Genomic DNA, 26,483 nt, shown 5'->3' with positions numbered 1-26,483 from the left:
GTTCGGGGGAGGTGGCTGAGGCCGAAGAGGTAGGTCGCGGCGAAGCCGACCGCGTACCCCGTCAGCAGCCCGCCCGCGTAGATCGCCGCCGTGGCGGCCGGGCCCCTGTTCCCGGCCAGCAGGGGGAACAGGGCCCAGCCCGACGGGCCGATCGCCTTCGCGCCCACATGGTCGCCGAGCATCGCGAAGCAGCCGATGAAGGCGCCGCCGGCCGCTCCGCCCGCGCAGGCGGTCAGGAAGGGTCGGCCCAGCGGCAGCGAGACGCCGTAGACCAGGGGTTCGCCGACGCCCAGCAGACCCGCCGGGAGTGCCGATCTGATCGTCGTACGGATGGAGGTGTCGTGGCGCAGTCGGACGTACACCGCCAGCGCCGCGCCTACCTGGCCCGCGCCCGCCATCGCCAGGATGGGCAGCAGGACCGTGCTGCCCTGCTGCTCGATGAGGGTGGTGTGGATGGGGATCAGCGCCTGGTGCAGGCCCAGCATGACCAGGGGCAGGAACAGGCCGCCGAGGACCAGGCCCGCGAACGCGCCCGTGGTCGACAGCAGCCAGTTCGCGGCCGTGCCGATCGCCGCCGCGACCTGTCCGGCCGCGTACATCAGGCCGTACAGGGTGGCCAGACCGGCGACCAGGACCGTGAGGGCCGGGGTGAGCAGGACGTCCAGGGCGTCCGGGACCCGGCCGCGGCACCACTTCTCGACGTACGTGCCCAGCAGGGCCGCCGCCAGTGCCCCCAGCACCCCGCCCTGGCCGGGGGCGAGCGCCGTCCCGAACACCGTCACCTTCGCGACCCCCGGGTAGACCACCACGGCCGCCACCGCGCCGCCCAGGATCGGTGTCCCGCCGAACTCCTTGGCGGTGTTGTGGCCGACGAACACGGCGATCAGGGCCATGAACGCGGAGGACACGGCCGACAGGGCGGGGGCGAGACCGGGCAGCAGGCCGTTGTTCACCAGCAGCCCGGCCACGCCCGCGAGCACCCCGCAGCCGATCAGCGCCGGGATCAGCGGCACGAAGATGTCCGCCACCCGGCGCAGCACCGCCTTCGCGGGAGCGGCGTCGCGCCGCCGCTCGCCGGACGGCACGGCGCCCCGGACTGCCGGATCCCCGGCCGCCGGGCCGCGCACGGTCGTGTCCCCGCCCGCGGCGCTCCGGTCCGCCGGATCCCCTGCCGCGGCGCTCCGCATCAGCTCCTCGAACTCCGTCGTCACCCGGGCCACCGCCCCCGGCCCCAGGACGATCTGGTACGACGTGTCGTCGGCGACGACACCGAGGACACCCGGCAGGGCGCGCAGCGACCGCAGCGCCGCCGCGTCGACCCGTGCGGGATCGGCCAGCCCCAGTCGCAGCCGGGTCATGCAGTGGGCGACGGAGGTGACGTTGGCGGGCCCGCCGACCAGGGGGAGGATCGCGGCGGCGGTGGAAACGGGATCGGTACGCACCCGTCGAGCGTGCGGCTCAGTCCCCGGCCGCCGCCAGCGCGGCGCGCAGATGGCCGTGCGACTCCTCCAGAAGGCGGCCGGCCGTCGGCCCGTCCACCCCGGCCAGGATCGCCAGGATCGCGTGCTTCACCTCGCCGCCGGTGGCGGTCAGCGCCCGCTCGATCTCCGGGTCGTCCGCGCCGGTGGCGAGCGCGACGATCCGGCGGGAACGGGCGCGCAGCTTCTCGTTCGAGGCGCGCACGTCGACCATCAGGTTCCCGTACGTCTTGCCCAGCCGGATCATCGTGATCGTCGAGATCATGTTGAGCACCAGCTTCTGCGCCGTGCCCGCCTTCAGCCGGGTGGAGCCGGTGAGCAGTTCGGGTCCGACGACGATCTCGATGCCGTGCTCGGCGGCACCGGCCAGCATGCTGCCCGCGTTGCAGGCGAGCCCGATCGTCAGCGCCCCGCGCGCCCGGGCGTGTTCCACCGCGCCGATCGCGTACGGGGTGCGCCCGGAGGCCGAGACGCCGACCACCGCGTCGTCGGCGGTCAGGGCGAGGGCGTCGAGGTCGGCCCGGGCCAGCTCCGCGGAGTCCTCCGCGCCCTCGACCGAGGTGACCAGGGCGTCGGGGCCGCCCGCGATCAGGCCGACGACCTGGCCGGGCCGGGTGTCGAAGGTGGGCGGGCACTCGGAGGCGTCCAGCACGCCGAGCCGGCCGGCCGTCCCCGCCCCGGCGTAGACCAGCCGCCCGCCCCGGGCCATCCGCTCCGCCACGGCGTCGATCGCGGCGGCGATCTCCGGGAGCCGGGCGGCGACCGCGGCGGGCACGGAGGTGTCCTCGCCGTTCATGAGCCGGGCGATGTCGAGGGTGGGCAGCCGGTCGATGTCGGCGAGCTCCGGACGGAAGGCCTCGGTGGTGAGGGTCTCCAGCTCGGAGCGGAGGTCGTGCCGGGGAGACGTGGAGGTCATGGCTGTGGCTCTTTCGTGTCCTGCGGGTCGGCGGTCGATCGGTCCTGCGCGTCGTGGACGGTCCCGCCGGGCCCGCGTCGCCGCGGGCGGGGCGGCCTGCCGTGGCTGGTGCCGCGGCACCAGGTCTACCGATGCCGGTGGGCCAGCGCCTCGTACGACGCGGCCAGCGCCGGACCCGCCGTGTCGTACGTCCGCTGCGCCACCCCCACGAACAGGCAGTCCACCACCAGCAGTTGACTGGTACGGGAGGACATCGCCGCGGGCCGCAGTTCACTCTCCCGGGCCGTGGACGTGGTCAGTACGTGATCGGCGTACTGGGTGACCGCGCCGGCGGGCCGTCCGGTGATCGCCACCGTCGTCGCCCCGCGCTCGAACGCGACCCGCAGCGGCTCGATGACGTCGCCCGTGGAACCGGAGTGCGTGATCGCGATCGCCACGTCCCCCGCGCGCAGCTGCACCGCGTTGGTCACGGCGAGATGCGGGTCGCTGTGGGCGTGCGCTATCAGCCCTATGCGCAGCAGCTTCTGGGCGAGGTCCTGGGCGACCAGGCCGGACGCCCCGATGCCGTACACGTCGATGCGGCGGGCGGTGGCGGCCGCGGTGACCGCCGCGCCGAGCTGCACGGTGTCGAGCCCGGCCGCGGTGTCGGCGAGGGTCTGCTGCTCGTCGTAGGCGAGCTTGGCCACCACGTCGGAGATCGGGTCGTCGACCGCGATGTCGGTGGTGATCGCGGGGGCCCGCCCCGACTGCTGCTGCGCGGCCAGCCCGGCCAGGGCGAGCCGCAGGTCGCGGTAGCCGGGGTAGCCCAGCAGCCGGGCGGTGCGCACCACGGTCGCCTCGCTGGTGCCGGTGAGTTCGGCCAGGCCGGTGACCGTGAGGGCCGCGCAGCCGGCCGGGTCGCCCGCGACGGCCTCGGCGACGCGCTGCATGGAGCGGGTCATCGACGGGGCGAGCGTGCGGACCTTGGCCGCGAGGGCGGCGGGGGCGGGCGGGCCGCCTGGTGAACCGGAGCTGCCGAAAATTTCCTTCACGTGCTGGGTCACCCTTGAAAGATATTTTCGGCTCGGTGTCGGGGTCAAGAGTGCGCACAATGGGTGCATGAACCCCATCAACCCGCTGGAGAAGGCTCTGCACGCCGCGCGCGCCCTGGTGCTCGCCGATCTGGTCGCGGGCCAGGTGGCGGAGGCGGACGTGGTCTCGCTGGTCGAGGACTCCGTGGTGCAGCGGCGCTGGTGGGTGGAGCAGTGGCCGGACGGCCTGGACTATGTGGCCGGGCTGGTCGCGCAGGACGTCCAGGACGCGCTGCTGGAGCGTTACGGTCGCTGGCCGCTGTGCCCGGTCTGCGGCTCCGGCGACCCGCACGCCCTGGACGTCGAACCGGAGCTCGGGCCCGACCCGCACTGGGTGTGCCACCAGGCGGGCGTGCGGGTCGCGGCGGTGGGTGCGCTCGGGTCGGCCACGGACGGGTCGCCCTCGTCGTGAGGGACCGGACGAGGGCGACCGCGGCGGATCTCCCGGGGATTCGCGGGGCACGCCGGTGACGATCTACATCGATCCGCCCACCTGGCCCGGCCACGGCCGGGTGTGGTCACACGTCGTCAGCGATGTCTCCTACGACGAACTGCACCTGTTCGCCGACGGCTTGGGCGTGCCCCGGCGGGCCTTCGAGCGGGACCACTACGACCTTCCCTCGCACCGCTACGCCGACGCGGTAGCCGCCGGCGCGGTCGAGGTCAGCAGCCGCGAGGTGGTGCGGCTGCTGCACTCCGCGGGGCTGCGCCGGCCGAAGGGACGTGCTCAGCGCCCCAGTTCGTAGGCGAGCTCCCCGTCGTCCGCGAGGTGCGCGGAGTCCGTGTCGACCCGGGTGAACCCGGCCCGGGACAGCACCGCCTGCGACGGGGCGTTGCCCCGCTCGACGGTCGCGAACAGGGAGCGTACGTCGTCACGGGCCAGCGCCCACTCCGACAGCGCGCGCAGCGCCTCGGTGGCGTAGCCCCGGCCGCGCGCGCCCTCGGCGAGGTCGTAGCCGATCTCCGCCCGCCCCTGCTCGTCGGGGGCGCCGTGGAAGCCCATTCCGCCGACCGCGCGCCCGTCCTCGGTGCGCACGAGGGCGAACACGCCCCACTCCGGCCGGTGCACCCCGGCCTCGTACGCCTTCACCAGCATCCCGGCGGCGTCGCGCGTCCCCTCGAACGGGCCGCCCTCGATCCACTCGAACCCGCCGTCCCCGCCCTGGCGCAGGTCGCGGGCGGCGGCGGGGGTGATGCCCTGGAGGGTGAGACGGCCGGCCGGGATCACGAGGTTGTTGCTCCAGAGCCAGTCGGTGACGGGGGCGCGTCCGGCCAGGTCGCCGCGGCCGGTGGCCCACAGGAGGGTGGACCAGGGCGTCGGGCCCGGCCGGACCTGCGGGAAGATCCGGGTGAGCACGTCCTCGGCGAGGGCCGGGGAGGGCTCGTAGGCGATCCCGAGACCCTCGGCCATGTCGTGGGTGTGCAGCAGCACCTCGGTGACGCCCATCGCGGCGAAGCCCTCGCGGTTCGCGCTGCGGAACGGGAACGGGTGGAAGGCGCGGACCTCGCGCGGGGTGGTGCGCAGGGTGGCGACGAGCAGGGCGCCGGTCGTCTCGACCACCTCCAGGACACCGGCGTTGTCCGCCGGGTCGAGTCCGTCCTCGTCCCCGTCGAGGGTGATCTCGAAGGGGACGTACCGCTGCTGCGCCCGGCCCGCCAGCTGCCCGGCGTAGGCGAGGAGGGCGCCCGCCATGTGCGTGGCCGTCTGCCGGCAGTCCCACTCCAGCCGGCCGGCCTTCACCGCGGTCCAGTCCGCGTCCACGGCCTTGCCCAGCGCCGCGACACAGCCCGCGACGGCCTCTTCCACCTGTTTCCCGCCCCATGCATGCATGGGGGGCAGCGTAGGGGCGGGTCCGTCATCGGAGCGACAGCATTTCCAGCTCCGAACGGAGGTTGTGGCGCGCCGTGGCCTCCCAGCGCCCGGCGCCGAGCGGGGTGCGGAACAGCCTTGGCAGGTCGAGGAGTTGACGCAGGATCGCCGAGCGTCCCGCGCGGAAGGCGTCGTCGGGGACGAAGTGGTACTCCTGGCGGACGGCGGCCGTGTAGGCGGCGTACGCGCCGGGCGCGCCGGCCAGCACCGCGAGGTCGGCGTCGCACAGCACCTGGCCGTTGCGGTCGTCGTCGGCCGGGTCGTGGCCGACGGTCAGCCGGACCAGCCGGGCGACCTCGGCCGTGCGCGCGGCGCCGACGCCGGCCTCCGGGAGCGCGCGCTCGGCGAGGCGGGCGGAGCGCTCCTCGTTCTCCGACCGCTCGGGCAGGTAGACCGCGTCGTGGAACCAGGCGGCCAGCCGCACCGCGGCGGGGTCGTCCGCGTACTCCTCCAGCGTGTCGACATGGTCCAGGACCGCGGTCAGATGGGTGACCGTGTGGTACCTGCGCTGTGGCTCCGACCAGCGGCGCAGCAGCTCGTCGGCGTACGGCCACGGGTCGGGGTGACGGGCCCCGTCGCGGGCCGCGAGCAGGGCGGGCAGCCAGCGCGAACGCAGGGCGTCCAGAGCCACGGGATCGACGGCATCGACGGGAGCGACGGGATCGGCCATACGGTCATTCTCCCGCCGAGGGGCGCCGTCCCCCTAGCGTGGTGGTCATGACTGACTGGACATCCGACGAACGGGACCCCGAGCTGCCCGGGCGGCTCCTGACGATCGAGCGGGACGCGCTGATCCCGCTGCTGCGGACCAGGACGGACGACGATTTCGCGCTGCCCACCGAGGCGTGTCCGGGCTGGACGGTGCGTGATGTGCTGGCGCACGCCTCGGCCGCGCTGAGCCGGGTGGTGGAGAGCAGGTTCGAGGAGGGCGTCTTCTCGCCCGAGTCGAACGACCGCGACATCGCGGAGCGCGCCGGGTGGACGAACGCCCGGGTCGTCGACGAGCTGGAGCGCGGGATGACCGAGGCGGGGTCCGTGATCGCCCGGACCGACGGGAGGCTCGACGGGATCGCACTGGGTGAGTGGGTGCATGCCGGGGACGTACGAGAGGCGCTCGGGGAGCCCGGGGCGTACGCCGGGGACGGACTGCCGCACGCGCTCACGCTCCTCGCCCGGATCAGCCGCGAACGAGGCCGGCTGCCGCTGCACGCCGACCTCGACGACCGGGATGAACCGCTGGCCCTCGGCGACCACCTGGCCGGGCGCACCCCGGCGCGCTACATCGGCGACGCCGCCACCCTCGTACGGCTGTACGCGGGACGCCCGGTGCGGAGCGGCTCGTACGAGCTGGCCGGTGCGCGGGAAGGGGAACTGAACCTCTTCGACTGATCAGGGCGCCGGCGCGGGCCGCCGGTGCTCTCGCGGCTCCCGGGTCGGTGGGCGTACCCTGAGATTGGACTAGACCTGTAGTCGCGCCGGGGGCCCGGGGAATCCGGGCAGCCCAAGAGAAGGGGACCTATGAGCACGCGTGCAGTCCTGGAGGTGATCGCCCTCGACGCCGCGGACGCGGTCGCCGCCCAGGCCGGAGGCGCGGACCGCCTTGAGCTGGTCACCGACATGGCCGCCGACGGGCTCACCCCGTCGGTCAGGACCTTCGCCGGGATCCGGGACGCCGTCGACATCGGTCTGCGCGTGATGCTCAGGTTCGAGGACGGGTTCACGGCGGGCGACGTCGACCGGCTGGTGCGGACCGCCCGCGAGCTGCGGGCGGCCGGGGCCGCCGAGTTCGTGCTCGGCTTTCTCGACGGGCACGGCGGTGTCGACCTGGACGCGGTCGAGCGGATCGTCGACGTACTCGAAGGTGCTTCCTGGACGTTCCACCGGGCCATCGACCGGGCCGCCGACCGGGACGCCCTGCGCAAGCAGCTCGACGGCCTGCCCGGGCTGGACACCTACCTCACCGCCGGTTCGCCGAACGGCGTCGACGACGGTCTGCCCACGCTGCTCGCCGAGGCGGCCCGGCGCGGGGAGCCCGGCTACGAGCCGCAGCTCCTCGTCGGCGGCGGGCTCCGGCTCGACCATGTGCCGACGCTCCTCGCCGCACGGATCGACGGCTTCCACATCGGTGGCGCGGCCCGCCCGAACGGCTGGTCGGGCCCGGTGTCGGCCGCCGCCGTGGAGGAGTGGCGGCGGGCGATCGACGGGGAGTGACGCGGACCGCGAGGCCGGGTGCGACCGCCGGGTGACGGCCGTCAGCCTCTTGGCGCGGGCCCTCGGGCGCGAGACGGGTCCGGTGTCGGCCGCCGCCCCGGTCGAGCAGCGGCGGCGGCCGACGAGCCGGTCGGTCAGCCGGTCGGTGAGCCGGTCAGCAGGTCGGTCGGGGAGTCGGCCAGCTGGTCCGGCAGGGGTGCCGCGTGGGTGACGATCAGGCCCGATACCGCTCGGGTCAGTGCCACGTACAGGCGGCGCAGCCCGGTGCGCTCGTCCGGTTCGCCGTCGACCACGGCCCGCGGCTCGTCCAGGACCACGTAGTCGTACTCCAGGCCCTTGGCGAGCGAGGCCGGGACCAGGGTCAACCGGGTCTGCCGGGTCGTCTCCTCGCCGGGCGCCAGATAGCCGAGCCCGGCCGCCGTGAGCGCCTCGGCGAGGACCGGGATCCGGGCGTCGGCCGCGATCAGACCGGTCGAGCCCTCGTTGCCCAGCAACTCCGTGCAGGCCGCGACCACTTCGTCGGTGCCGGTGACCGGACGCAGGTCGAAGAAGCCCGGGTTCTCCCGGACCGACGCGACCGGGGTCAGCCCCGGGGCGATGTGCGGCAGCAGCCGGGAGGCGTACGTGATGACGTCCGTCGGCACGCGGAAACCCGCGGTCAACTCCTCGACCACACCGTCCGACTTGCCGAGGTGCGTCAGCGCCTCGTCCCAACTCCGGGTCGCCCACGGGGTGGTGCCCTGCGCCAGATCGCCGAGCACGGTCGCCGAACCGGTGGTGCAGCGCCGGCCCACCGCCCGGTACTGCATGGGCGAGAGGTCCTGCGCCTCGTCCAGCACCACATGCCCCAGGGAGTGCGTCCGCTGGGTCAGGTCGGTCGCCTCGTCGATCAACACCGCGTCGGCCAGGGACCACTTGGCCGCCCTGACGCTCCGCGCGGGCTTCGCCCACAGGATCGCCTTCTGCTCCTCCTCGGTGAGGATTCCGGCCGCGTGCGCGGCGAGGAAGTCCGCCTCCGCCAGCAGCCGCAGCACGAGCTTCGCCGGGTCGACGAGCGGCCAGATCTCCTTCACCGCCGCCTTCACCGCGGTGTTGCGGGCCACCGCGTCCTGCACCCGGTCGTCCGGCGCCTCGCCCGACCGCTCCATCTGCACCAGCACCGCGTGCGCGACGCGCTGCGGGAGGGCCTCGCGGGCGGCGCCGTAGCGCATGTCGCGCGCCAGCAACTCGCTGACGATGGTCTCCAGTTCGTACGCGGGCACGCGCCAGCGCCGGGAGCCGCGCACCACCACGACCGGCTCGGTGGGCAGGGTGACATGGGAGTACAGGGCCCGCCTGAGCACCTCGGCCATCCGGGCGTCGCCCTTGACGACCGCGGCCGTCGCGTCGTCCGTGCCCCGGATCTCCACCTGGCCCACCAGGTCGTCGACCGTGGCCTGCCGGACCGTCAGCTCGCCCAGCGCGGGCAGCACCTGCTCGATGTAGTTCAGGAAGGACCGGTTCGGCCCGATGACCAGGGTGCCGGTACGGGCGAGCCGCTCCCGGTGCGCGTACAGGAGGTAGGCGACCCGGTGCAGGCCGACGGCCGTCTTCCCGGTCCCCGGGCCACCCTGCACACAGACCGTCCCGCCCAGCCCGCTGCGCACGATCTCGTCCTGCTCGGGCTGGATGGTGGCCACGATGTCCCGCATCGGACCGACGCGCGGGCGCTCGATCTCCTGCTGGAGCAGCTTGCTGGTGCGCGCCGTCTCGGCGGGGTCCGAGAGGTGCTCGTCCTCGTACGCCGTGAGGTCGCCGCCCGTGTACCCGAAGCGGCGGCGCAGCCCGACGTCCATCGGGTCCTTCTTCGACGCCCGGTAGAACGGCTGCGAGACCGGCGCACGCCAGTCGATCACCATCGGGTCGCCGTCCCCGTCGTGCACGTGCCGGCGGCCGATGTAGAACTGCTCGCCCTCCGCGCCCTCGGCCTGCTCGGCGCCGGGGGCGTGCAGGTAGTCGAGCCGGCCGAAGAACAGCGGGGTGTCGCTGAGGTCGGCCAGCGCCTTGATGCGGTCGTCGATCTGGCGGGCGAGGACCTCGGCGTTGACCCAGTTCGCGGTGACGTCGCGGATGTCGAGGGACTCGACGTCCTCGCGCATCGCGCGCAGCGCGGACCGGGACGAGGTGAGGTGGGCGCGCTCGCGGGAGAGGGGATCGTCGGCGGACGGCGTGGACAAGGGAGTGCCTCCGGGGCCTGCTGCGGGATGACGACTGGTGCGCCGTGGCCGGTGGGCGGCCGCGGGGATGCCGCCCGGTTTCCGTCCGGCCGGCCGCGCTCCGTGTGGGAGGCGGGCAAGAGCGGAGATTGTAGGCGAGAGGGCGGTCCGGAAGCGAACGGTTTTCCACCCCCGCGTCTCCCCTAGGGGACATCCCTTCCGTCCCGGAGGCGTCCGCTCGGCCCACGGGTGTACGTGGGGACGGTACGGGGTCGACCTCTCGTCCGATGCCGCTTTCGTCCGGGGAAGGCCACTATGGAGGTATGAGTGCAGCCATCGTCACCCCAGCACCGAATCGTCCCCCCGGGGCCACCCCGCTCACCGGGAGTCACCCGCACCGCCTCGGCGACGCCCTGCGCGCCGTGAAGGTGTTCCTGGGGGCGGCCTTCGACGTGGTCATCCTCGGGGAGTACGGCGAGGAGGCGGGCGTCCGCCACAAATGACGCCCTAGGGTCACTGCGTGACCCGTCGATCACCCTCCGCGACCTCCCTTCTCCTGTTGGCGGTCTCCCTCGCCGCCTTCGTCGCCCTGTGCGTCGTGCAGCGCGCCCCGATGGCCGACGCGCTGGTCTACCGCGCCGAGGGCGCGGCCGTCCTGGCCGGTGGCGACGACCTCTACGGCTTCACCGTCACCCGGTGGCACCTCCCGGCCACCTATCCGCCCTTCGCGGCGCTGCTGTTCACCCCGGCTGCCTGGCTGCCCGTCCCCGCCCTGAAGGCGGCCTTCCTCGCGGGCAACGCACTCCTGCTGGCCCGGCTGGTCCAGCTCTCCGCCCGGCTCGCGGGCCGTCCGCTCGCGACCTCCGCCCTGTGCACCGCCACGGCCCTGGCGCTCTGGCTGGAGCCGGTCTTCCAGACCGTGCTGTTCGGCCAGGTCAACCTGGCCGTGACCGTCCTGGTGCTGTGGGACCTCACCCGCCCGCCGGGCGCCCCGGGCCGGGGCGTCGTCCTCGGGATCGCGGCGGGGATCAAACTCACCCCCGCGCTCTTCGTCGTGCACCTGCTGCTGCGCGGCAGGCGCCGGGAGGCGGCCACCGCGACGGCCGCGTTCGGCGCCACCGTGCTGCTCGGCGTCCTCGCGCTGCCCGCCGCCAGCGCCGACTTCTGGACCCGCCGCCTCTACGACACCGGCCGCGTCGGCAAGCCGTGGATCGTCGACAACCAGTCCCTCCAGGGCCTGACGGCCCGCCTCCTCGGCGACCCGGCGCCCGGCCCCGCCTGGGTGCTCCCGGCGCTCGCCGTCGCCGTCTGCGGCCTGTGGCTCGCCGCGCGCGCCGCACGGGAGCGGTACGCGGTGCTGCTCACCGCGTTCACCGCGCTGCTGGTGTCACCGGTCAGCTGGTCCCACCACTGGGTGTGGTGCGTCCCGCTGATCGCGGTACTGCTGGCGGACGGCCACCTGCGTACGGCGCTGCTGACCACCGCGCTGTTCACCGCCCGCACGATGTGGCTGCTGCCGCACCAGGGCGACCTGGACCTGCGGCTGCCCTGGTGGCAGCAGCCGCTGGCGGCGCCGTATCCGCTGCTGGGCTGCGCGCTGCTGGCGGGCGCGGCCTGCCGTGGACGGCGGGCCGTCCCGGTCCCCGAGGACCCGCGGCGGCCCGGGACGGCGGTCCGGCCCCGGGTCCCGGCGCGGCGGGGCCGGCCGTCCCCGGATCCGGACCCGGCGGAGCGCTCCCGTCAGCCCTCCGACAGCAGCTCGTCCGCGTCCACGATCCGGTAGGAGTACCCCTGCTCGGCGAGGAACCGCTGCCGGTGCGCCGCGAAGTCCTGGTCGATCGTGTCGCGGGCGACGACCGAGTAGAAGTGGGCCTGGTGGCCGTCGGCCTTGGGCCGCAGCACCCGGCCCAGCCGCTGGGCCTCCTCCTGCCGCGAGCCGAACGTGCCCGACACCTGGACGGCGACGGTCGCCTCCGGCAGGTCGATGGAGAAGTTGGCCACCTTCGACACCACCAGCACGCTGATCTCGCCCTCGCGGAAGGCGTCGAAGAGCTTCTCGCGCTGGGCGTTCGACGTCTCGCCCTTGATCACCGGCGCGTTCAGATGCTCGCCCAACTCGTCGAGCTGGTCGATGTACTGGCCGATGACGAGGATCTGCTGGCCCGCGAAGCGCCGCACGATCGCCTCGGTCACCTTCCGCTTCGTCGCGGTCGTGGCGCAGAAGCGGTACTTCTCCTCGGCCTCGGCGGTCGCGTAGGCCAGCCGCTCGGAGTCGGTGAGGTTCACCCGGACCTCGACACAGTCCGCGGGCGCGATGTAGCCCTGCGCCTCGATCTCCTTCCACGGCGCGTCGAACCGCTTGGGCCCGATCAGCGAGAACACGTCCGACTCGCGGCCGTCCTCGCGCACCAGGGTCGCGGTGAGCCCGAGCCGACGCCGGGCCTGGAGGTCGGCGGTGAACTTGAAGACGGGCGCGGGCAGCAGATGCACCTCGTCGTAGACGATCAGCCCCCAGTCCCGGGAGTCGAACAGCTCCAGGTGCGGGTAGACGCCCTTCCGCCGGGTGGTGAGCACCTGGTACGTGGCGATGGTGACGGGCCGGATCTCCTTGCGCGTCCCGCTGTACTCGCCGATCTCGTCCTCGGTGAGCGAGGTCCGCTTCACCAGCTCGTGCTTCCACTGCCGGGCGGAGACGGTGTTGGTGACCAGGATCAGCGTGGTCGACGAGGCCTGCGCCATCGCCCCGGCCCCAACCAGCGTCTTGCCCGCGCCGCACGGCAGTACGACGACTCCGCTGCCGCCGTGCCAGAAGTTCTCCACGGCCTGCTTCTGGTACGGCCGCAGCGCCCACCCGTCCTCGGCCAGCTCGATCGGGTGCGCCTCGCCGTCGACGTACCCGGCGAGGTCCTCGGCCGGCCAGCCCAGCTTCAGCAGCGTCTGCTTGATCTGCCCCCGCTCGGAGGGGTGCACGACAACGGTGTCGGGGTCGATGCGGTTGCCCACGAGCGGCGCGATCCGCTTGGAGCGCAGCACCTCCTCCAGCACCGGACGGTCGGTGGTGGTCAGGACCAGCCCGTGCGCCGGGTGCTTGGACAGCGTCAGCCGGCCGTAGCGGTCCATCGTCTCCGCGATGTCGACGAGCAGCGCGTGCGGCACGGGGTAGCGGCTGTAGTGCACCAGCGCGTCCACGACCTGCTCGGCGTCATGGCCGGCCGCCCGCGCGTTCCACAGGCCGAGCGGGGTCAGCCGGTAGGTGTGGATGTGTTCCGGCGCCCGCTCCAGCTCCGCGAACGGGGCGATGGCCCGGCGGCAGTCGTCGGCCTGCTCGTGGTCGACTTCGAGGAGCAGGGTCTTGTCGGACTGGACGATCAGCGGACCGTTCACTCGGGGCTGCCTTTCTGGATGGCGCGGCATGGCCAAACGTCCAGTGTGCCCTACCGGCCGTCGGCGAGGTCGGTCCCGGACGAAGGTCCGCCGGCGCCCGGGGCACGGCCGACGCGGATGTCCGGACCGTTGTGAAAAGTGGTTTCTTCATTCTCCCGCGCAACCCTGCCCGCCCGGCGGCTGTCTGACCAGGACGGGAGCGACGCGGTCCAGGCGGCGCGGTGAGGAGCTCACAGGATGTCGGTACGCAGATGGGGCACCGGCGTGGGAGCCGCGGCGGTGCTGGTGGCTACGGGCTCGTGGGTGATGACGCGTCCGGCGGGCATCGACGCGCGGCTGTGGGACGAGGTGGGGCCCGTGATCGAGGCCCGGCTGGTGGCGCAGTCGCAGGGCAGCGGGTACGGGGAGAGCGTGCCCGAGCTGGAGGCACGGTGGTTCTGCCGGGCGAAGGCGCTGGAGATGGAGCGGCGCGGGGACCGGATCCGGGCCGGCGTGGACACGCTGTGCAGGGAGTACGGGGTGCGCGGCGGCGCTCTGGTGGAGTGCAGCGGCTCCCACGTCCCGCAGGTGGTCCGGCTGGAGCGGGAGCCGGACGGCGCCTACCGCGTGCTGTCGCAGGAGGAGCCGCCGGACGGCGCCGGGTACGGGGAGTGGACGGCGGACCACTTCGGGTTCGCCGCCCGGTCCGCGCTCGGCGGCGACGGCCGGCCGTCGGCCCTGGAGGCCGCCGCCCGCAGACACTTCGACCTGCCCGACGACACCCGCGTCGAGGACTGCTGACAGTGTCCGCGGGCGAGGTCCGTCCGCCGGACGACGGGCAGGGACTGCGGGTGAGGCCCGACGGTCCGTCCGGGGCGGGGGCTGCTGCTGGGAATCGTGGGTGGGACTGTCAGCGAGGTCCGTCGGCCGGACGGTGAGCGGGGGCTGTCGGCCCGGACTGCGGTGAGGCCTGTCGGCGCGTTCGGGGCGGGGGCTGCTGCCGGGAACCGAGGGTGGGACCGTGAGCGAGGTTCGTCGGCCGGACCGCGGGCGGGTACCGCTGCCCCCGGAACCCAGGCGAGGGCTGCCGGACCGGAGCGTGAGGATCTTCGGCCCGGTCGTGGGCGAGGACCGCCCGGCCCGGCCGTGGACGGGGACCTCTGCCATCTGCCGGGGGCCGGAGTCGTCGGACGGGGCGCCGGGCGGTCACTGCTGTTCGTCGGCGAGTTCCGCCACCCCCGTGATCCGGTGCAGCGGATAGGTGCGGACCTCGTCGGCCGTGTGGTCGTACGCCGTGACGAAGCCGCCCTCGACCCGCACCGGCGCGATCACCCGCTGGCTCGCGGCGCCCTCGGCGTTGACGTAGCCGATCCACACGGCCTCGCCGGTGAGGACGGCGGCCTGCATCGTGGCGAGGGTCTCGGCGGAGCCGGTGCGCGGGAGCTCGCCGCCGGCCGGCGGGGCCGTGTCGCCGGCCGAGACCTTCCGCGGGGCCGTGGAGGCCAGGTCGCCCGCCCGGATCGCCCGGATCGCCGCCGCCAGCAGGGTCGGGTCGGGCACCGGCGGACCCTCGGGGACCGGCTCGGGGGCCGTACGCGGCGGAGTGCGGTGGGCGTGCGCGCGGGCGATCAGCACATCGCCCTCCGCGGACTCGGCGGCGGGCGCGTACCCCATCGCCCGCAGACCCTCCAGCAGCGTCGCCGGGTCGGCCTCGGCGGCCAGCACGGTCGGCGCGAGACGACGCAGCCGCAGGGCGGCGGCGCGCTTGTCGGCGATGATCTCGTTCAGCAGGGCGTCGTCGTCGCAGCGCACGTACGCCGAGGCCGCGCCGACCCGCAGATGGCCGTGCCGGCGGGCGACGTCGTCGATCAGGTACGCGAGCGGCTGCGGGACCGGGGTACGGGAGTGGGTGGCGAGGAAGGCGTGCAGATCGCTCGCGGTCCGGCCCGCGTCCAGCGCGCGCCGCACCGAGCCCGGCGTGAACCGGTACACCGTCGCCCCGCCCTTCGACTCGACGTCCGCGAGCACGCCCAGCGTGTCGGCCAGCGGGCGGCGCAGCGGTCCGGGCGCCACCGCCGTGAGGTCGGCCTGGAGCAGCACATGGTCCAGCGGCTCGGGCAGCAGCGGGGTGAGCAGCCGGGCCGCGGCCGCGGCCGCGACGGTCTGCTCGGCGGCGGAGAGGGGTTCGAGGCGGCTGGCCGGGTGGTGCGGGAAGGGCAGTCTGCCGCCCGGCCCGGCGGGGCCGTCGGTGTCGGCCGCTCTCGGCCCGGGCGCCCCCAGCAGGGCCCGTCCGTGCGCCGACAGCGCGCCCCGGCCGGTCACGCCCAGCGTCTCCGCCTCCGACAGCGTCCAGCGCACCAGCCGGGAGCGCAGGTCGTCGTCCTCGCCGCCGGTCTCGCCGGGGCGCGCGACGGCGCCGCCGCTCTCGCCGGGGCGGCTCACCGTGCCGCCCCGGGCGCGCAGCGGACGTTCCCAGCGCAGCCGGGCGAGCACCACGTCGGCGTGCGGCGCGGTGTCCTGCGGGAGCCCGGCCAGCAGGGTCAGCACCCGGTGCCGCACCTCGGGCGCGGCGGACCGGTCGAGCCCGGGACCCAGCGCCGACAGCGGCCGTTCCTTCGCGTCCCGGCCGCCGACCACACCCGCCGTCCGGGTCGCGAGCAACCATGCCTCGGCCAGCCGCGCCCAGCGCTCGGCCGGCGGCTGCTCCAGCCACTCGTCGTAGGCCGGGGTGGCCGCGTACCGCTCGTCGGCCTCGCCGTCGGAGGCCAGCAGCCCGGCCGTGTAGGCGAGTTCGACCCAGAACGCGGCCATGGGCTCGGACGCGTCCAGGGCGACCGCGGTCCGCTTCAGGTCGCGCACGCTCAGCCCGCCCGCCCGCAGCACGGCGGGCCCGCCCTCGTCCCAGTCCTTCAGCAACTCCTCCACGGTCGCCAGCGCCGTGTACGCCTGGCCGGCCGCGGTCGAGTCCACCACCGCCGGGGTGTGCGTACCGGCCGGTTCGACGACGGGCGGCACGGGCTCCGGCGCGCGGTGCGCCCGCCCCGCCCGCAGATGCAGGGCGACCTCGCGGGGCAGTACGACCGTGCCGGGCGCCGTCGGCAGCAGCAGCCCGCGGTCCAGCAGCCAGCGCAGCCGGGCCGCCGGGTCGGCCGTGACCTGCCCGTACGGCGGACCCCACACCAGCCGGTCCAGGACGTCGAGCGAGTCGGCCGGGGCCCGGCCGAGCAGCGCGTCCATCTGGGCACGGTCGGTGAACAGCGCGGTGAGCGCGGCGGCCGCCGACACCGCGTCGTGCGTCGACGCCAGCCCGGCGGTTCCGACGATCTCCTGGATCCGGCCGGGCGACATCCCGGCCGTCACCTCCTGCACCGTGGGGCCCAGGCCGGTCGGCGAGGGGTGCTGCGGCGACGGCGCGAGCAGTTCACGCGCGGTGCGCACCAGCCGCAGCCGGTCGTCGCCGCCCCACACCAGGGCCTGCTCGCGCAGTCCGGCCACGGCACCGGGCAGGGCCGCGGCGACGGCCGGGTCCCCGTCGTCGCCGCCCATCAGACCGAGCAGTTCGTCGTACGACGCCGGGTCCGCCGCGACCGCGAGCGCCTCCGCCGTCTGGAGGGTGAACCGGTCCAGCCGCTCCAGCGCGCGGACCACCGAGGCGCGGGTGCCCGCCCTGGTCGCCAGCTGGGTGAGATCGGTGGGGACGGGGGTGATGAGGTCGGGGCGGCTGCGCAGGAGGGCGGCCAGGGAGTGGTCGTCCCTGGCGCGGAGCGCTTCCGCGAGGGAGCGGGGGGCGGGGTGGTCCGCGGTGCTCATCTGACCCACGGTAGCGGGTCCCCTTCGGCGGCCGACCCCCGCGCGGGCCTGTTGTGCCGGACGCTCCCACAAGCCGCGCCCCAAGGGGCTCCCCGGGCCACGCCACGGCGGCGGTCGCGGCAGCGGTCGCGGCGGCCCGCTCGAACCGACGCTCGAACCGACGCGCGGGCCGGGAGATGCCCGGGCCGCGCCGGGAGCGGTAACGTCTGCCACCACGGGGTCAGCCAACACATCCGCCCCGGAGGGGACTTCGTGGGGATCGAGAGCGACCAGGTCGTCTACGAGTATCTGAGCCGTGTCGGAGACGTGGCGCACCAGCGGCAGTTGCCGTCGTCCACGCGGATGCGGCTGGTGTCGGAGCTGCGCAACGAGATCGACCGGCGGCGCGCCAGGACGCCGGTGGACAGTCCGGCCGCCGTCCGCCGTATCCTGGACCGCCTGGGCAGCCCCGACGACGTCGTCGCGGCCGCCGCCGGCGGCGGGGGCGCCCCGCGGGTACCGGACGCCGCCGTGCCCGTACAGCGCGACGCGGCGCCGGGGGAGGGCGACGGGCGGACCGGCCGGCTGCGCCGCGCGGTCCCGCGCCCCCGGTCGGGACGGACAGAGGCGCCGCCGCCCTCGGACGCCGCGTCGTCCCCGCACCGCGCGCCCGCGCACGAGCTGGGCGACAGCGCGACGCAGCCCGACTGGTGGCGCACGGACAGCAGTCCCTTCGGCGTCGGCGACGAGGTGCCGGGCTTCGTCGGCGGGGTGGAGATCCCCGAGCTGCTCAAGCCGCCGCCGCGCAAGGACCTGAAGGACCCGAAGGACGCGGAGGACCCGAAGGGCTCGGCTGCACCGGCGGACCGGGGCGCGCAGCCGGCGGCCGACGTGCCGGACGAACCCGCTCCCGCCCGCCGCCGCCTTCCGTCGCTGGGCGCCGGCAACTGGAGCAATCCGCTCCTGCTGATCGCCGCGGGCGCGCTCGTCGTCGGCGCGGTGCTCGGCAACTGGTTCGCGCTGCTGCTCGGCTGGCTGATCGCCTACGCCTCGCGCCGGTTGACCCAGGCGGAGTCCAAGTGGGCGGTCGTGTGGCTGCCCGGCCTCGCGGTCGCGTCCGGTCTGGTCTGGCTGTGGGGCAGGACCGACGGCCGGTGGGGAACCCCCATCGCGGACGGCCAGATGAACGACGCGATCGCCCAGACCTGGCCCTGGGTGGTGCGGGGCGCGGCCGTCGCGTCCGCCCTGTTCCTGGTGTGGCGCTCGCAGCGCAGCCGCTGACGTCCCCCGGGCCCGGGGGGCCGGGGACCGCCCCCGGCCGCGAGGTCCCGGCCTGGGCACAATGGCCTGCATGGCCTCCACCACCGCTCCCGCGCTGACCGTCGGATTCGATCTCGACATGACGCTGATCGACTCCCGTCCCGGGATCCACGCCTGCTACCAGGCGCTCACCGAGCGGACCGGGACGTACATCGACGCGGACCTGGTGGTCACCCGGCTGGGGCCGCCGCTGGTGGAGGAGCTGGCCAACTGGTTCCCGGCGGAGGAGGTGCCGGCCGCGGTGGAGCTGTACCGGGAGATGTATCCGGCCTTCGCCGTCGCCGCGACCTCCGCGATGCCGGGCGCCCGCGCCGCGATCGCGGCCGTACGGGCGGCCGGCGGGCGGACGCTGGTCGTGACGGCGAAGTACGAGCCCAGCGCCAGACTTCACCTGGAGCACCTGGGCATCGAACCCGACGAGGTGATCGGCGACCTGTGGGCCGAGGGCAAGGCGCAGGCGCTGCGCGCCCACGCGGCGGACGTCTACGTGGGCGACCACGTCGGGGACGTCCGCGGCGCGCGCACGGCCGGCACGCTGTCGGTGGCGGTCGTCACCGGACCGTGCAGCGCGGCGGAACTGCGCACGGCCGGCGCGGACGTCGTCCTGCCCGACCTCACGCACTTCCCGCAGTGGCTCGCGGCCTACCGCCCGGCGGCCGGTGCCTGACCGCGCTCTACCGTCCGGCGGCCCGCGCCTGAATGCGGGCTACTGCCCGGCGGCCCGTGCCTGACGGCGGCCGGCCGCGATCGACCGGAGCACGCCCGCACCGGCGATCAGGAAGCCGACGCCCATCAGCATGCTCAGTCCGAACATGTACGTAGGGAAGGGCTTCGTGCCCAGCAGCAGCGGGGTCATGGTGACCAGGGTGGCCACGGCGCCGGCGAAGAAGACCAGGGCACCGGCACGGATCAGCCGGTCGCCGGGCTCGGCGGAATCGGTTCGGGTTTCGTCACGCACCCGGACAGGGTAGTTCCCGGCGCGCGCGGACGGCCCGGCGGCGTCGGCGCGGACGGACGTGTCGGGCGGCGAGATCGAGCCGGTTGTCCGTGCCCGCCGACCGGACCCGACGGTTCCGCGGCGATAGGGAATTCGGTCCTGGCGAAGTCCCGGCGTTCCCGAAAAGGCCTGAAGCCGCGCGGGGGTTAGCGGCGGAAAGGCAAGGGGCCCCCGAACGGGAATCGACCGGCCGCTATTCCTTCTCCTGCTTTGTTCGCGACGGAAGGATCGTTCCGGCGGTTCGCAAGGCCGGTTCGGGAGTCCACCGCAGGTCGTCGGCCGCTCCGCGCGGGCCGGGGCGGGCCGGATCCGGGGGCGCGCACTAAACCTCTACAACCACTTTGAGCCCTTCCCACACAGGTAGGGCGTCGGTCCCGTTTTAAGGCGTGTTCCGCTGGAGAGACCCCCGGTAAGGTGGTTCGACGGCAGTTCAAGTGCGTCCGGGCATGCCCGCCCAGGACGGATCGAGGGAGCGTGTGCTTTGCCGACTGGCAAGGTCAAGTGGTTCAACAGTGAGAAGGGCTTCGGCTTTCTCTCCCGTGACGACGGCGGTGACGTCTTCGTCCATTCCTCGGTCCTCCCCGCCGGAGTCGAGACACTCAAGCCGGGGCAGCGGGTGGAGTTCGGAGTCGTCGCCGGTCAGCGTGGCGACCAGGCCCTCTCGGTCGTCGTGCTGGACCCGACCCCGTCCGTCGCGGCCGCGCAGCGCAAGAAGCCGGACGAACTGGCCTCCATCGTCCAGGATCTGACGACCCTTCTGGAGAATGTCTCCCAGACCCTGGAGGGCGGCCGCTATCCCGAGAAGACCGCCGGGAAGAAGGTCGCGGGCCTGCTCCGCGCGGTCGCCGACCAGTTGGATGTCTGACGACCGCCGGAGCTCCCGGGGCGAGAGGCCCTAGGGGAAGGCGAGCGCGTCCGGGCCGAGGGGCGGTACCAGCCCCTCGGCCGCCGCACGGGTGAGCAGTCCCCGTACGGCCGCATAACCGTCCTCGCCGAGATCGGCGGTGAACTCGTTGACGTACAGGCCGATGTGCTGGTCGGCGACGGCCGGATCCATCTCCTGCGCGTGTTCCATGACGTAGGGCCGGGAGGCCTCGGGGTCGTCCCAGGCCGCGCGCACGGACGTACGGATGGAATCGGCGAGCCGGGTGAGTTCCTGCTCGCCCAGCGAACGCTTCGCGATGATCGCGCCCAGCGGGATCGGCAGCCCGGTGGTGTTCTCCCAGTGCTCGCCCATGTCCGCGAGCTTGTGCAGCCCGTAGTTCTGATAGGTGAAACGCGCCTCGTGGATGACGAGTCCCGCGTCGACCTTCCCGTCCCGCACCGCGGGCATGATCTCGTGGAAGGGCATCACGACGATCTCCCCGACCCCGCCGGGCACGGTGTCCGCAGCCCACAGCCGGAACAGCAGATAGGCCGTCGACTTCTCGCTCGGCACCGCGACGGTGCGTCCCGTCAGGTCGCCGTCCCCGTCCCGGGTGAGCACCAGCGGCCCGCAGCCGCGGCCCAGCGCGCCGCCGCAGGGCAGCAGCGCGTACTCGTCGAGGACGTACGGCAGCACGGCGTACGACACCTTCAGCACCTCGGACTCGCCGCGCTCGGCCATGCCGTTGGTGACGTCGATGTCGGCGAAGGTCACGTCGAGGGCGGGGGCGCCCGGGACCCGGCCGTGGGCGAGGGCGTCGAAGACGAAGGTGTCGTTGGGGCAGGGGGAGTACGAGATCCGCAGCTTGGACTGCGCGGGCTCACCGGTCATGCGGGTTCCACTTCTCCAGGACGGGTGCGAGCCCCGCGAAGCCCTCGGTGAGGGCCGCGAGGGCGTCGCCGATGCGCCAGGCGGCACGGTCACGCGGACCGACGGGGTTGGAGACGGCGCGGATCTCCAGCACGGGCGTGCCGTGCGCGGCGGCGGCCTCGGCCACCCCGAAGCCCTCCATGGCCTCGGCCAGGGCCCGCGGGTGCCGGGCCCGCAGCAGGGCCGCGCGCTCGGCGGACCCGGTGACCGTCGAGACGGTCAGCACGACCCCGGCGCGGGCGTCCAGCGCCGCCGTGAGGTCTCGTACGAGCGCGGGCGGCGGACGGTGGGTGACGGTCCCGAAGCCGAGCTCGGTGACCGGCAGGAACCCCTCGGCGGTCTCGGCGCCCAGATCGGCGGCCGTGATCTCGTCGGCGACGACGAGCGAGCCGACGGGCGCGTCGGGCGGGAAGCCGCCGGCGATGCCGGCGCTGACCACGAGACCGTAGGGCGCCCCTGCCAGGGCCGCCGCGGTGAGTGCGGTCGCGGTGGAGGCGGCGGCGAGCGCGGGGCCGACCCCGGCCGCCAGCAGGTCGTACCGGCCGGCCGTCCGGTGCAGGCTCACCCCGGGCAGTCGCACCTCGTCGACCGGTCCGGCGAACGCCCGAGCCACCGCGTCCCGTTCGGCGGGAACCGCGGTGGCGACGAGGACACGTACGGAGGACGTGGTCAGGCGTCCTTCTTGAGCTTGAAGGACCACAGACCGGTCACGTCCTTCTCGCCCTCCTTGATCGACACCAGCGTGGAGTCGCCGCTGGCGCCGTACTGGGCGTTGAAGAACACGCTGCCGGGGATCGTGCGGTAGGTCTTGGTGCTGGAGTCGGTCAGCGGCTGACCGTTCATCAGGATCGTCCAGCCGCTGTCCGCGATCTTCGGGTCGACCCCGAAGCGCACGGTCTCGTCCGGGTCGACGGAGATCGACTTGATGTCGGTGTCCTTCAGGCAGGCCGTCAGCGTCTGGACGTCCAGCGTCTTGCCGTCGTTGTAGCAGGTGGCCTGGGAGCTCACCGAGTTCGTGCCCACGGTGATCGTCGACATGGGCGTCGGCTTCTCGCAGGCGGACAGAACGAGCAGTCCGGCGGAAACGGCGCCGGCGGCTGCGACGGCGCGGCGGCGTCGCACAACGGATTGCAGCGTCTTCATGGGCGAAGGCTATCGGGCACCTCCCATGCTCCGCCCAAGTGGGGTCCGGCGCGGCCGGGGGTTACGCCACTCGCCGCCGGACCGAGCCCGCAGAGCCGGGCCGGGCCGGACAGGGCCTAGGCCAGCTTCGGGCGGCTCGTGCCGCCGCGCCGCGCCGAGGCCAGCAGCCCGCGTGCGGTCGTCAGCCAGCCGACGGCCACGATGCAGGCGGCCACCGCCAGGCCCAGCGTGCCGTTCAGCGGCAGCACGATGCCCACCGCGCCGCCGAACACCCAGGACACCTGGAGCAGCGTCTCGGAGCGCGCGAACGCCGAGGTGCGCACCGGTTCGGGCACGTCCCGCTGGATCAGCGCGTCCAGCGACAGCTTGGCCAGCGCCTGGGCGAACCCGGCGATCGCCGTCAGACAGGCCACCAGGACCGCCCCGAAGAACACCGCGGCGGTGACCGCCGCGCCCAGCACGATCGCGACGACCGTCACGATGATGATCTCCGGCGCCCGTGACCTGAGCCAGGCCCCGACGGCCGTGCCGAGCGCGTTGCCGACGCCCGCGGCGACCCCGACGATCCCCAGCGACACCGCCGCGCTCTGGCCGGTCATCGGATGCTCGCGCAGCAGGAAGGCCAGGAAGAAGATCAGGAAGCCGGTCAGACAGCGCAGCGCGGCGTTGGCGCCCAGCGCGTGGGTGACCGCCGGTCCGACGGTCCGCAGGCCGAGCCGTCTGGCCTCCCGGCGGCGCGGCCCGCGCACATGCTCCTCGTCCGAGGCCAGCAGGGCGATGTCCTCGCCCTTGGCCGAGTCGACCTTGTGCGGCAGCGTGAAGGACAGGAACGTCCCCGCCACGAAGATCACGAAGGCGCCGTAGAGCGGCCAGCGCGGGCCGAGCACCTGGAGCCCCGCGCCGACCGGCGCGGCGGCACCCGTCGCCAGCAGTCCGCCGAGGGTGACCCGAGAGTTCGCCTTGACCAGGGAGAAGCCCGGCGGCAGCAGCCGGGGCACGACGGCGCTGCGGACCACCCCGTACGCCTTCGAGGCGACCAGCACGCCCAGCGCGGCCGGGTACAGCTCCAGGCTGCCGGTGATCACCGCCCCGGACAGCACCAGCGCCAGCAGCGCGCGGGCCAGCATCGCGGCCGCCATGGCCGCGCGGCGGCCGTGCGGCAGCCGGTCCAGCAGGGGGCCGATCACCGGCGCGAGGACCGTGAAGGGCGCCATCGTGATCGCCAGGTAGAGCGCGACGCGGCCACGCGCCTCGTCGGTCGGCACGGAGAAGAACACGGTGGAGGCGAGCGCCACGGTGATCATGACGTCCCCGGCGCCGTTCACCGCGTGCAGCTCGATCAGCTTGCCGAGGCCGGACTCGCCCGCGCCGTGCGCGTGCGTGGCCTTGCGGATGCCCCGCGCGGTCCCGGTGAAGGGGAGGTGCAGGGCACGGCCGACCGCGCGGACGGAACCGCCGACCCGGCCCGAACCGCCACCTCGGCTGCTCCCCTTCACCCCGCCGATCCCGGCGGCGCCCTGGGGCGACCTCGCGGCTGCCACGACGTCATAGTGCCCCGATAAAGCTGTGCCTAGTGCGCTAACCGCGCGTATGGCCGCGTGCCTCATGGCCGTACGGCGATCTCCCGGCGGTTCCGCGGCACGGCTCGGACGGCCGGGAAACAGCACGAAACCGCATCGTGAGGCCGCGAACAGTCCCGTCGGTGTAGGCCAAGCACACGCGAACAGGTACCGTGCGTAGCGCGCCGTGGCGAACGTTCTCGGCCGCGCGCCTCTCGGACATCCCGCAGAATGGATGACGTAGGTGCGCCCGAGCGCGTCGGGCGCGGACGTCGACGCGGCCCTTCGGTCCGCTCCGTCCGCCCTGCCGCCTTCAGGCCGGCGCACCCGAGAGACGGCGTAGGAGAGAAGCGATACCTGTGAGCGCAGCGACAACGCGAAGCCGCACCCCCGACCGTCTGTGCGCCGAGGCGGTCGATCTCGCCCGCGCCGCCGCCGAGGAGGCCGCCGCGCCCGGCGTGGTCGGCGAGCATGTGGGGCTGGTCTCCGAGGGAGACCGCGTTGTCACGCACTTCTTCGGGTGCAAGGAGCTCGGCTACCGGGGCTGGCGCTGGGCCGTGACCGTGGCGCGGGCGTCCCGCGCGAAGATCGTCACCCTCGACGAGGTGGTCCTGCTGCCCGGCCCCGACGCGGTGCTCGCGCCGGAGTGGGTGCCGTGGAGCGAGCGGCTGCGCCCCGGGGACATGGGCCCCGGCGACCTGCTGCCGACCGAGGCCGACGATCTGCGGCTGGAGCCGGGCTGGTCCGGCGAGGACGAGCCCCCGCCGAACGCGCCCGTCTCGCACGAGATGGCCGAGCTGGTGGAGGCGGAGGACGCGGAGGTCACCGCGGGCGCGCCCGCGGCACAGCCCGTCGCCCCCGCCCGCGGCTCCCTCGCCGCGGTGGCCGAGGAGCTCGGGATGCGCCGGGCACGGGTGCTGTCCCGGTACGGCCTGCACGTCGGCGCCGACCGCTGGGAGGAGGCCTTCGGGTCGAAGACCGCGATGGCCCAGGCGGCCCCCGCGTCCTGTGTGAGCTGCGGCTTCCTGGTGCCCATCGGCGGCTCCCTCGGACAGGCGTTCGGTGTCTGCGCCAATGAGTTCTCCCCGGCCGACGGCCGGGTCGTCTCCCTCGCCTACGGCTGCGGCGGCCACTCCGAGGCCGCGGTCATGCCGAAGCCGCCCCGCCCGGCCGAGCCGGTGATCGACGAGACCCGGGTGGACCCCTTCCCGCTCCGCCCGGCGCCCGACTCGGGGTCGGTGCCCGCGGTGACCGCGGACGAGGAGACGGCGGAACTGGGGCACTCGTAGCCCCCGGGACGCCCGGCACCCGGCGTCCGGTCCCCGTTCCGTCCCGTTCCTTCCCGTCCCGTTCCGTGTCGTTCTGTGTCGTTCTGTGTCGTTCCTTTCCGTCCCGTTCTGCCCCTGCCTGCTCCGGCCGCCCCACCGGCGCCCGTGAGCCCCGCCGGGGCCCTGGTCCGCGCGGCCGGGGTGACAGCGGCGCTCTCGGCCGGGGTGACCGCGGCGCTGTGCTGCGCTTCAGCGTGTCGCCGGGGGCGCACGGAGGACGGGCGCGCGACGCTCCGGGAGCGTGCGGTTCCGGTCGATCCCGAGGCGTGCGGGTGCTTGTGGGGCCCGCGGGGGCGTGGGTGCCCATGGGTCCGGGGATGCCTGGGTACGCGTAGCGCCGCGGGCGTGTCGGGAGCGTGCTCCCGGACGCCCGGTCCGCCCGTGCGGGAAAGGCCGGATCTTCGTCGGCCACAGCGGCGGGAGCGGGCCCGGCCGCGCGGTACCTTCGACCTCACGCCGATGAGGAGAGTGTGAACGTGAGCAAGTTCGTGCGGCCGGCACCCGAGGGCGCGGACCCCTTCGGCACGGCCCGTCTGCGCCGCGGTGTGCTCGACGCCTGGGCCACCAGCCCCGCCCGCTTCCGCGAGGACGCCAACGCCGAGGAGGATCTGGTCCTCGGCGGCTACCGCGACCGGCTCGTCGTCGAGCTCGCCCAGAACGCGGCGGACGCCGCGGCCCGCGCGGGCGTACCCGGCCGACTGCGGCTCACCCTCCGCGACGGCGTCCTCGCCGCCGCCAACACCGGCGCCCCGCTGGACGCGGCCGGTGTCGAGTCGCTGTCCACCCTGCGCGCCTCCGCCAAACGCGACGCCCACGACAGCGCGGTGGGCCGGTTCGGCGTCGGTTTCGCCGCCGTCCTCGCCGTCACCGACGAACCCGCGGTCCTCGCCCGCCACGGCGGGGTGCGCTGGTCCCTGGCCGAGGCCCGCGAACTGGCCGCGGAGTCGGCCGGGCACAGCCCCGGCCTGGGCGACGAGATCCGCCGCCGGGACGGCCATGTCCCGCTGCTGCGCCTGCCGTTCCCCGCCGAGGGCACCGCGCCCGACCCGTACGACACGGTCGTCGTCCTCCCGCTGCGCGACACGGCCGCCGCCGACCTCGCCGAGCGCCTTCTCGGCGCCGTGGACGACGCCCTCCTGCTCGCCCTGCCCGGCCTGGCGGAGGTCGTGGTCGAGATCGGCGACGGCAGCCCGCGCACCCTGCGCCGCCGTCCCGACGGTGTGCACACGGTGGTGGAGGACTCCCGCGACGGCACCACCCGGTGGCGTACGGCCGCCGCCCACGGCCCGCTCACCCCGGACCTGCTCGCCGACCGCCCCGTGGAGGAGCGGCTGCGCCCCCAGTGGTCGGTCACCTGGGCCGTGCCCGTGACCGAGGACGGCGCGCCCGGCTGCCCCCGGACCAGCCCGTTCGTGCACGCCCCCACCCCCAGCGACGAGCCCCTCGGGG

25 protein-coding genes are annotated in these 26,483 nt (G+C 74.5%); 12 read left to right on the top strand and 13 right to left on the bottom strand.

The annotated features are described in order from the left end of the window. From FNH09_RS27355 to FNH09_RS27345, 3 genes are all read right to left on the bottom strand, one after another. The coding region (locus FNH09_RS27355) for a PTS transporter subunit EIIC (protein WP_162469179.1) at positions 1-1,442 on the bottom strand (1,442 nt) is incomplete at its 3' end. A gap of 16 nt (positions 1,443-1,458) precedes the next feature. Continuing rightward, positions 1,459-2,394: an N-acetylmuramic acid 6-phosphate etherase gene (murQ, locus tag FNH09_RS27350; RefSeq protein ID WP_152892569.1), complete on the bottom strand. Its 936-nt coding sequence runs from the start codon at positions 2,392-2,394 to the stop codon at positions 1,459-1,461. A 125-nt stretch (positions 2,395-2,519) separates the two neighbouring features. Next, positions 2,520-3,437 (bottom strand): SIS domain-containing protein, encoded by a 918-nt coding sequence (locus FNH09_RS27345; protein WP_162469178.1) that lies wholly within the window; start codon positions 3,435-3,437, stop codon positions 2,520-2,522. 55 nt (positions 3,438-3,492) lie between these two features. Between FNH09_RS27345 and FNH09_RS27340 the strand changes: the two genes are divergently transcribed. Together FNH09_RS27340 and FNH09_RS27335 are read left to right on the top strand one after the other, a co-directional pair. Then, on the top strand, positions 3,493-3,876 hold the full coding sequence (locus FNH09_RS27340; protein ID WP_152892567.1) for a hypothetical protein: 384 nt from the start codon (positions 3,493-3,495) through the stop codon (positions 3,874-3,876). A 55-nt stretch (positions 3,877-3,931) separates the two neighbouring features. Then, the gene (locus FNH09_RS27335; RefSeq protein ID WP_162469177.1) at positions 3,932-4,210 is read left to right on the top strand and encodes a DUF4031 domain-containing protein; all 279 of its coding nucleotides are present in this window, start codon (positions 3,932-3,934) and stop codon (positions 4,208-4,210) included. Here FNH09_RS27335 and FNH09_RS27330 read toward each other — a convergent pair. Further along, positions 4,192-5,295, bottom strand: coding sequence for a GNAT family N-acetyltransferase (locus FNH09_RS27330; protein ID WP_152892566.1), 1,104 nt, complete (start codon positions 5,293-5,295; stop codon positions 4,192-4,194). The genes FNH09_RS27335 and FNH09_RS27330 overlap by 19 nt on opposite strands. A 25-nt stretch (positions 5,296-5,320) precedes the next feature. Further along, positions 5,321-6,004: an HD domain-containing protein gene (locus FNH09_RS27325; protein WP_152892565.1), complete on the bottom strand. Its 684-nt coding sequence runs from the start codon at positions 6,002-6,004 to the stop codon at positions 5,321-5,323. Between the two features lie 47 nt (positions 6,005-6,051). On the opposite strand from FNH09_RS27325, the gene FNH09_RS27320 reads away from it, so the two are divergent. Both FNH09_RS27320 and FNH09_RS27315 read left to right on the top strand, forming a co-directional pair. Continuing rightward, on the top strand, positions 6,052-6,723 hold the full coding sequence (locus FNH09_RS27320) for a maleylpyruvate isomerase family mycothiol-dependent enzyme (protein ID WP_152892564.1): 672 nt from the start codon (positions 6,052-6,054) through the stop codon (positions 6,721-6,723). Positions 6,724-6,852: 129 nt separating this feature from the next. Next, positions 6,853-7,545: a copper homeostasis protein CutC gene (locus FNH09_RS27315; RefSeq protein ID WP_152892563.1), complete on the top strand. Its 693-nt coding sequence runs from the start codon at positions 6,853-6,855 to the stop codon at positions 7,543-7,545. Between the two features lie 134 nt (positions 7,546-7,679). On the opposite strand, the gene FNH09_RS27310 is transcribed toward FNH09_RS27315, so the two are convergent. After that, on the bottom strand, positions 7,680-9,761 hold the full coding sequence (locus FNH09_RS27310; RefSeq protein WP_152892562.1) for a HelD family protein: 2,082 nt from the start codon (positions 9,759-9,761) through the stop codon (positions 7,680-7,682). A 302-nt stretch (positions 9,762-10,063) separates the two neighbouring features. Here FNH09_RS27310 and FNH09_RS27305 point away from each other — a divergent pair, with 302 nt between their 5' ends. Next, positions 10,064-10,243, top strand: a complete 180-nt coding sequence (locus tag FNH09_RS27305; protein ID WP_162469175.1) for a hypothetical protein — start codon at positions 10,064-10,066, stop codon at positions 10,241-10,243. Between the two features lie 17 nt (positions 10,244-10,260). After that, positions 10,261-11,523 (top strand): glycosyltransferase 87 family protein, encoded by a 1,263-nt coding sequence (locus FNH09_RS27300; protein WP_338017700.1) that lies wholly within the window; start codon positions 10,261-10,263, stop codon positions 11,521-11,523. On the opposite strand, the gene FNH09_RS27295 is transcribed toward FNH09_RS27300, so the two are convergent. After that, a complete protein-coding gene (locus tag FNH09_RS27295; protein WP_162469174.1) occupies positions 11,481-13,124 on the bottom strand; it encodes a DNA repair helicase XPB in 1,644 nt (547 codons plus the stop codon). The two genes, FNH09_RS27300 and FNH09_RS27295, sit on opposite strands and share 43 nt — an antisense overlap. A gap of 237 nt (positions 13,125-13,361) precedes the next feature. Here FNH09_RS27295 and FNH09_RS27290 point away from each other — a divergent pair, with 237 nt between their 5' ends. Further along, on the top strand, positions 13,362-13,904 hold the full coding sequence (locus FNH09_RS27290; protein WP_152892559.1) for a hypothetical protein: 543 nt from the start codon (positions 13,362-13,364) through the stop codon (positions 13,902-13,904). A 405-nt stretch (positions 13,905-14,309) separates the two neighbouring features. Here the strand turns inward: FNH09_RS27290 and FNH09_RS27285 are convergent, their stop codons facing one another. Beyond that, on the bottom strand, positions 14,310-16,913 hold the full coding sequence (locus FNH09_RS27285) for a helicase C-terminal domain-containing protein (RefSeq protein WP_152892558.1): 2,604 nt from the start codon (positions 16,911-16,913) through the stop codon (positions 14,310-14,312). Positions 16,914-17,165: 252 nt separating this feature from the next. Between FNH09_RS27285 and FNH09_RS27280 the strand changes: the two genes are divergently transcribed. Together FNH09_RS27280 and FNH09_RS27275 are read left to right on the top strand one after the other, a co-directional pair. After that, positions 17,166-18,173 carry a hypothetical protein gene (locus FNH09_RS27280; protein WP_162469173.1) on the top strand — a complete coding sequence of 336 codons (1,008 nt, stop codon included), beginning with the start codon at positions 17,166-17,168 and terminating at the stop codon, positions 18,171-18,173. Between the two features lie 70 nt (positions 18,174-18,243). After that, positions 18,244-18,879: an HAD family hydrolase gene (locus FNH09_RS27275; protein WP_152892556.1), complete on the top strand. Its 636-nt coding sequence runs from the start codon at positions 18,244-18,246 to the stop codon at positions 18,877-18,879. A gap of 39 nt (positions 18,880-18,918) precedes the next feature. Here the strand turns inward: FNH09_RS27275 and FNH09_RS27270 are convergent, their stop codons facing one another. After that, positions 18,919-19,170: a hypothetical protein gene (locus FNH09_RS27270; protein WP_162469171.1), complete on the bottom strand. Its 252-nt coding sequence runs from the start codon at positions 19,168-19,170 to the stop codon at positions 18,919-18,921. A gap of 520 nt (positions 19,171-19,690) precedes the next feature. On the opposite strand from FNH09_RS27270, the gene FNH09_RS49585 reads away from it, so the two are divergent. Continuing rightward, the gene (locus FNH09_RS49585) at positions 19,691-20,074 is read left to right on the top strand and encodes a cold-shock protein (protein WP_152892554.1); all 384 of its coding nucleotides are present in this window, start codon (positions 19,691-19,693) and stop codon (positions 20,072-20,074) included. 30 nt (positions 20,075-20,104) lie between these two features. Here FNH09_RS49585 and FNH09_RS27260 read toward each other — a convergent pair whose 3' ends face one another. The 4 genes from FNH09_RS27260 to FNH09_RS27245 all read right to left on the bottom strand — a co-directional run bounded on the left by FNH09_RS27260 (position 20,105) and on the right by FNH09_RS27245 (position 23,688). Beyond that, a complete protein-coding gene (locus FNH09_RS27260) occupies positions 20,105-20,965 on the bottom strand; it encodes a 1,4-dihydroxy-6-naphtoate synthase (RefSeq protein ID WP_152892552.1) in 861 nt (286 codons plus the stop codon). Beyond that, the gene (locus tag FNH09_RS27255) at positions 20,955-21,704 is read right to left on the bottom strand and encodes a futalosine hydrolase (protein WP_162469170.1); all 750 of its coding nucleotides are present in this window, start codon (positions 21,702-21,704) and stop codon (positions 20,955-20,957) included. Before FNH09_RS27255 ends, FNH09_RS27260 begins: the two co-directional genes overlap by 11 nt. Continuing rightward, entirely contained in the window at positions 21,674-22,147 is a 474-nt protein-coding gene (locus FNH09_RS27250; protein ID WP_152892550.1) for a DUF2771 domain-containing protein, read from the bottom strand. The genes FNH09_RS27255 and FNH09_RS27250 overlap by 31 nt, the downstream gene beginning before the upstream one ends. 116 nt (positions 22,148-22,263) lie before the next feature. Then, positions 22,264-23,688 carry an MFS transporter gene (locus tag FNH09_RS27245; RefSeq protein ID WP_162469169.1) on the bottom strand — a complete coding sequence of 475 codons (1,425 nt, stop codon included), beginning with the start codon at positions 23,686-23,688 and terminating at the stop codon, positions 22,264-22,266. Between the two features lie 377 nt (positions 23,689-24,065). Between FNH09_RS27245 and FNH09_RS27240 the strand changes: the two genes are divergently transcribed. Then, on the top strand, positions 24,066-24,995 hold the full coding sequence (locus tag FNH09_RS27240; RefSeq protein WP_162469168.1) for a DUF3027 domain-containing protein: 930 nt from the start codon (positions 24,066-24,068) through the stop codon (positions 24,993-24,995). Between the two features lie 515 nt (positions 24,996-25,510). Then, on the top strand, positions 25,511-26,483 hold a 973-nt coding region (locus FNH09_RS27235), incomplete at its 3' end, for a sacsin N-terminal ATP-binding-like domain-containing protein (protein WP_420802784.1).

Source organism: Streptomyces adustus (genome assembly GCF_009377175.1).
In the GTDB taxonomy this organism is placed as follows: Bacteria; Actinomycetota; Actinomycetes; order Streptomycetales; family Streptomycetaceae; genus Streptomyces; species Streptomyces adustus.
Note: the sequence above shows the minus strand (reverse complement) of the source record. Positions and strands in the feature narration are given on the sequence as shown.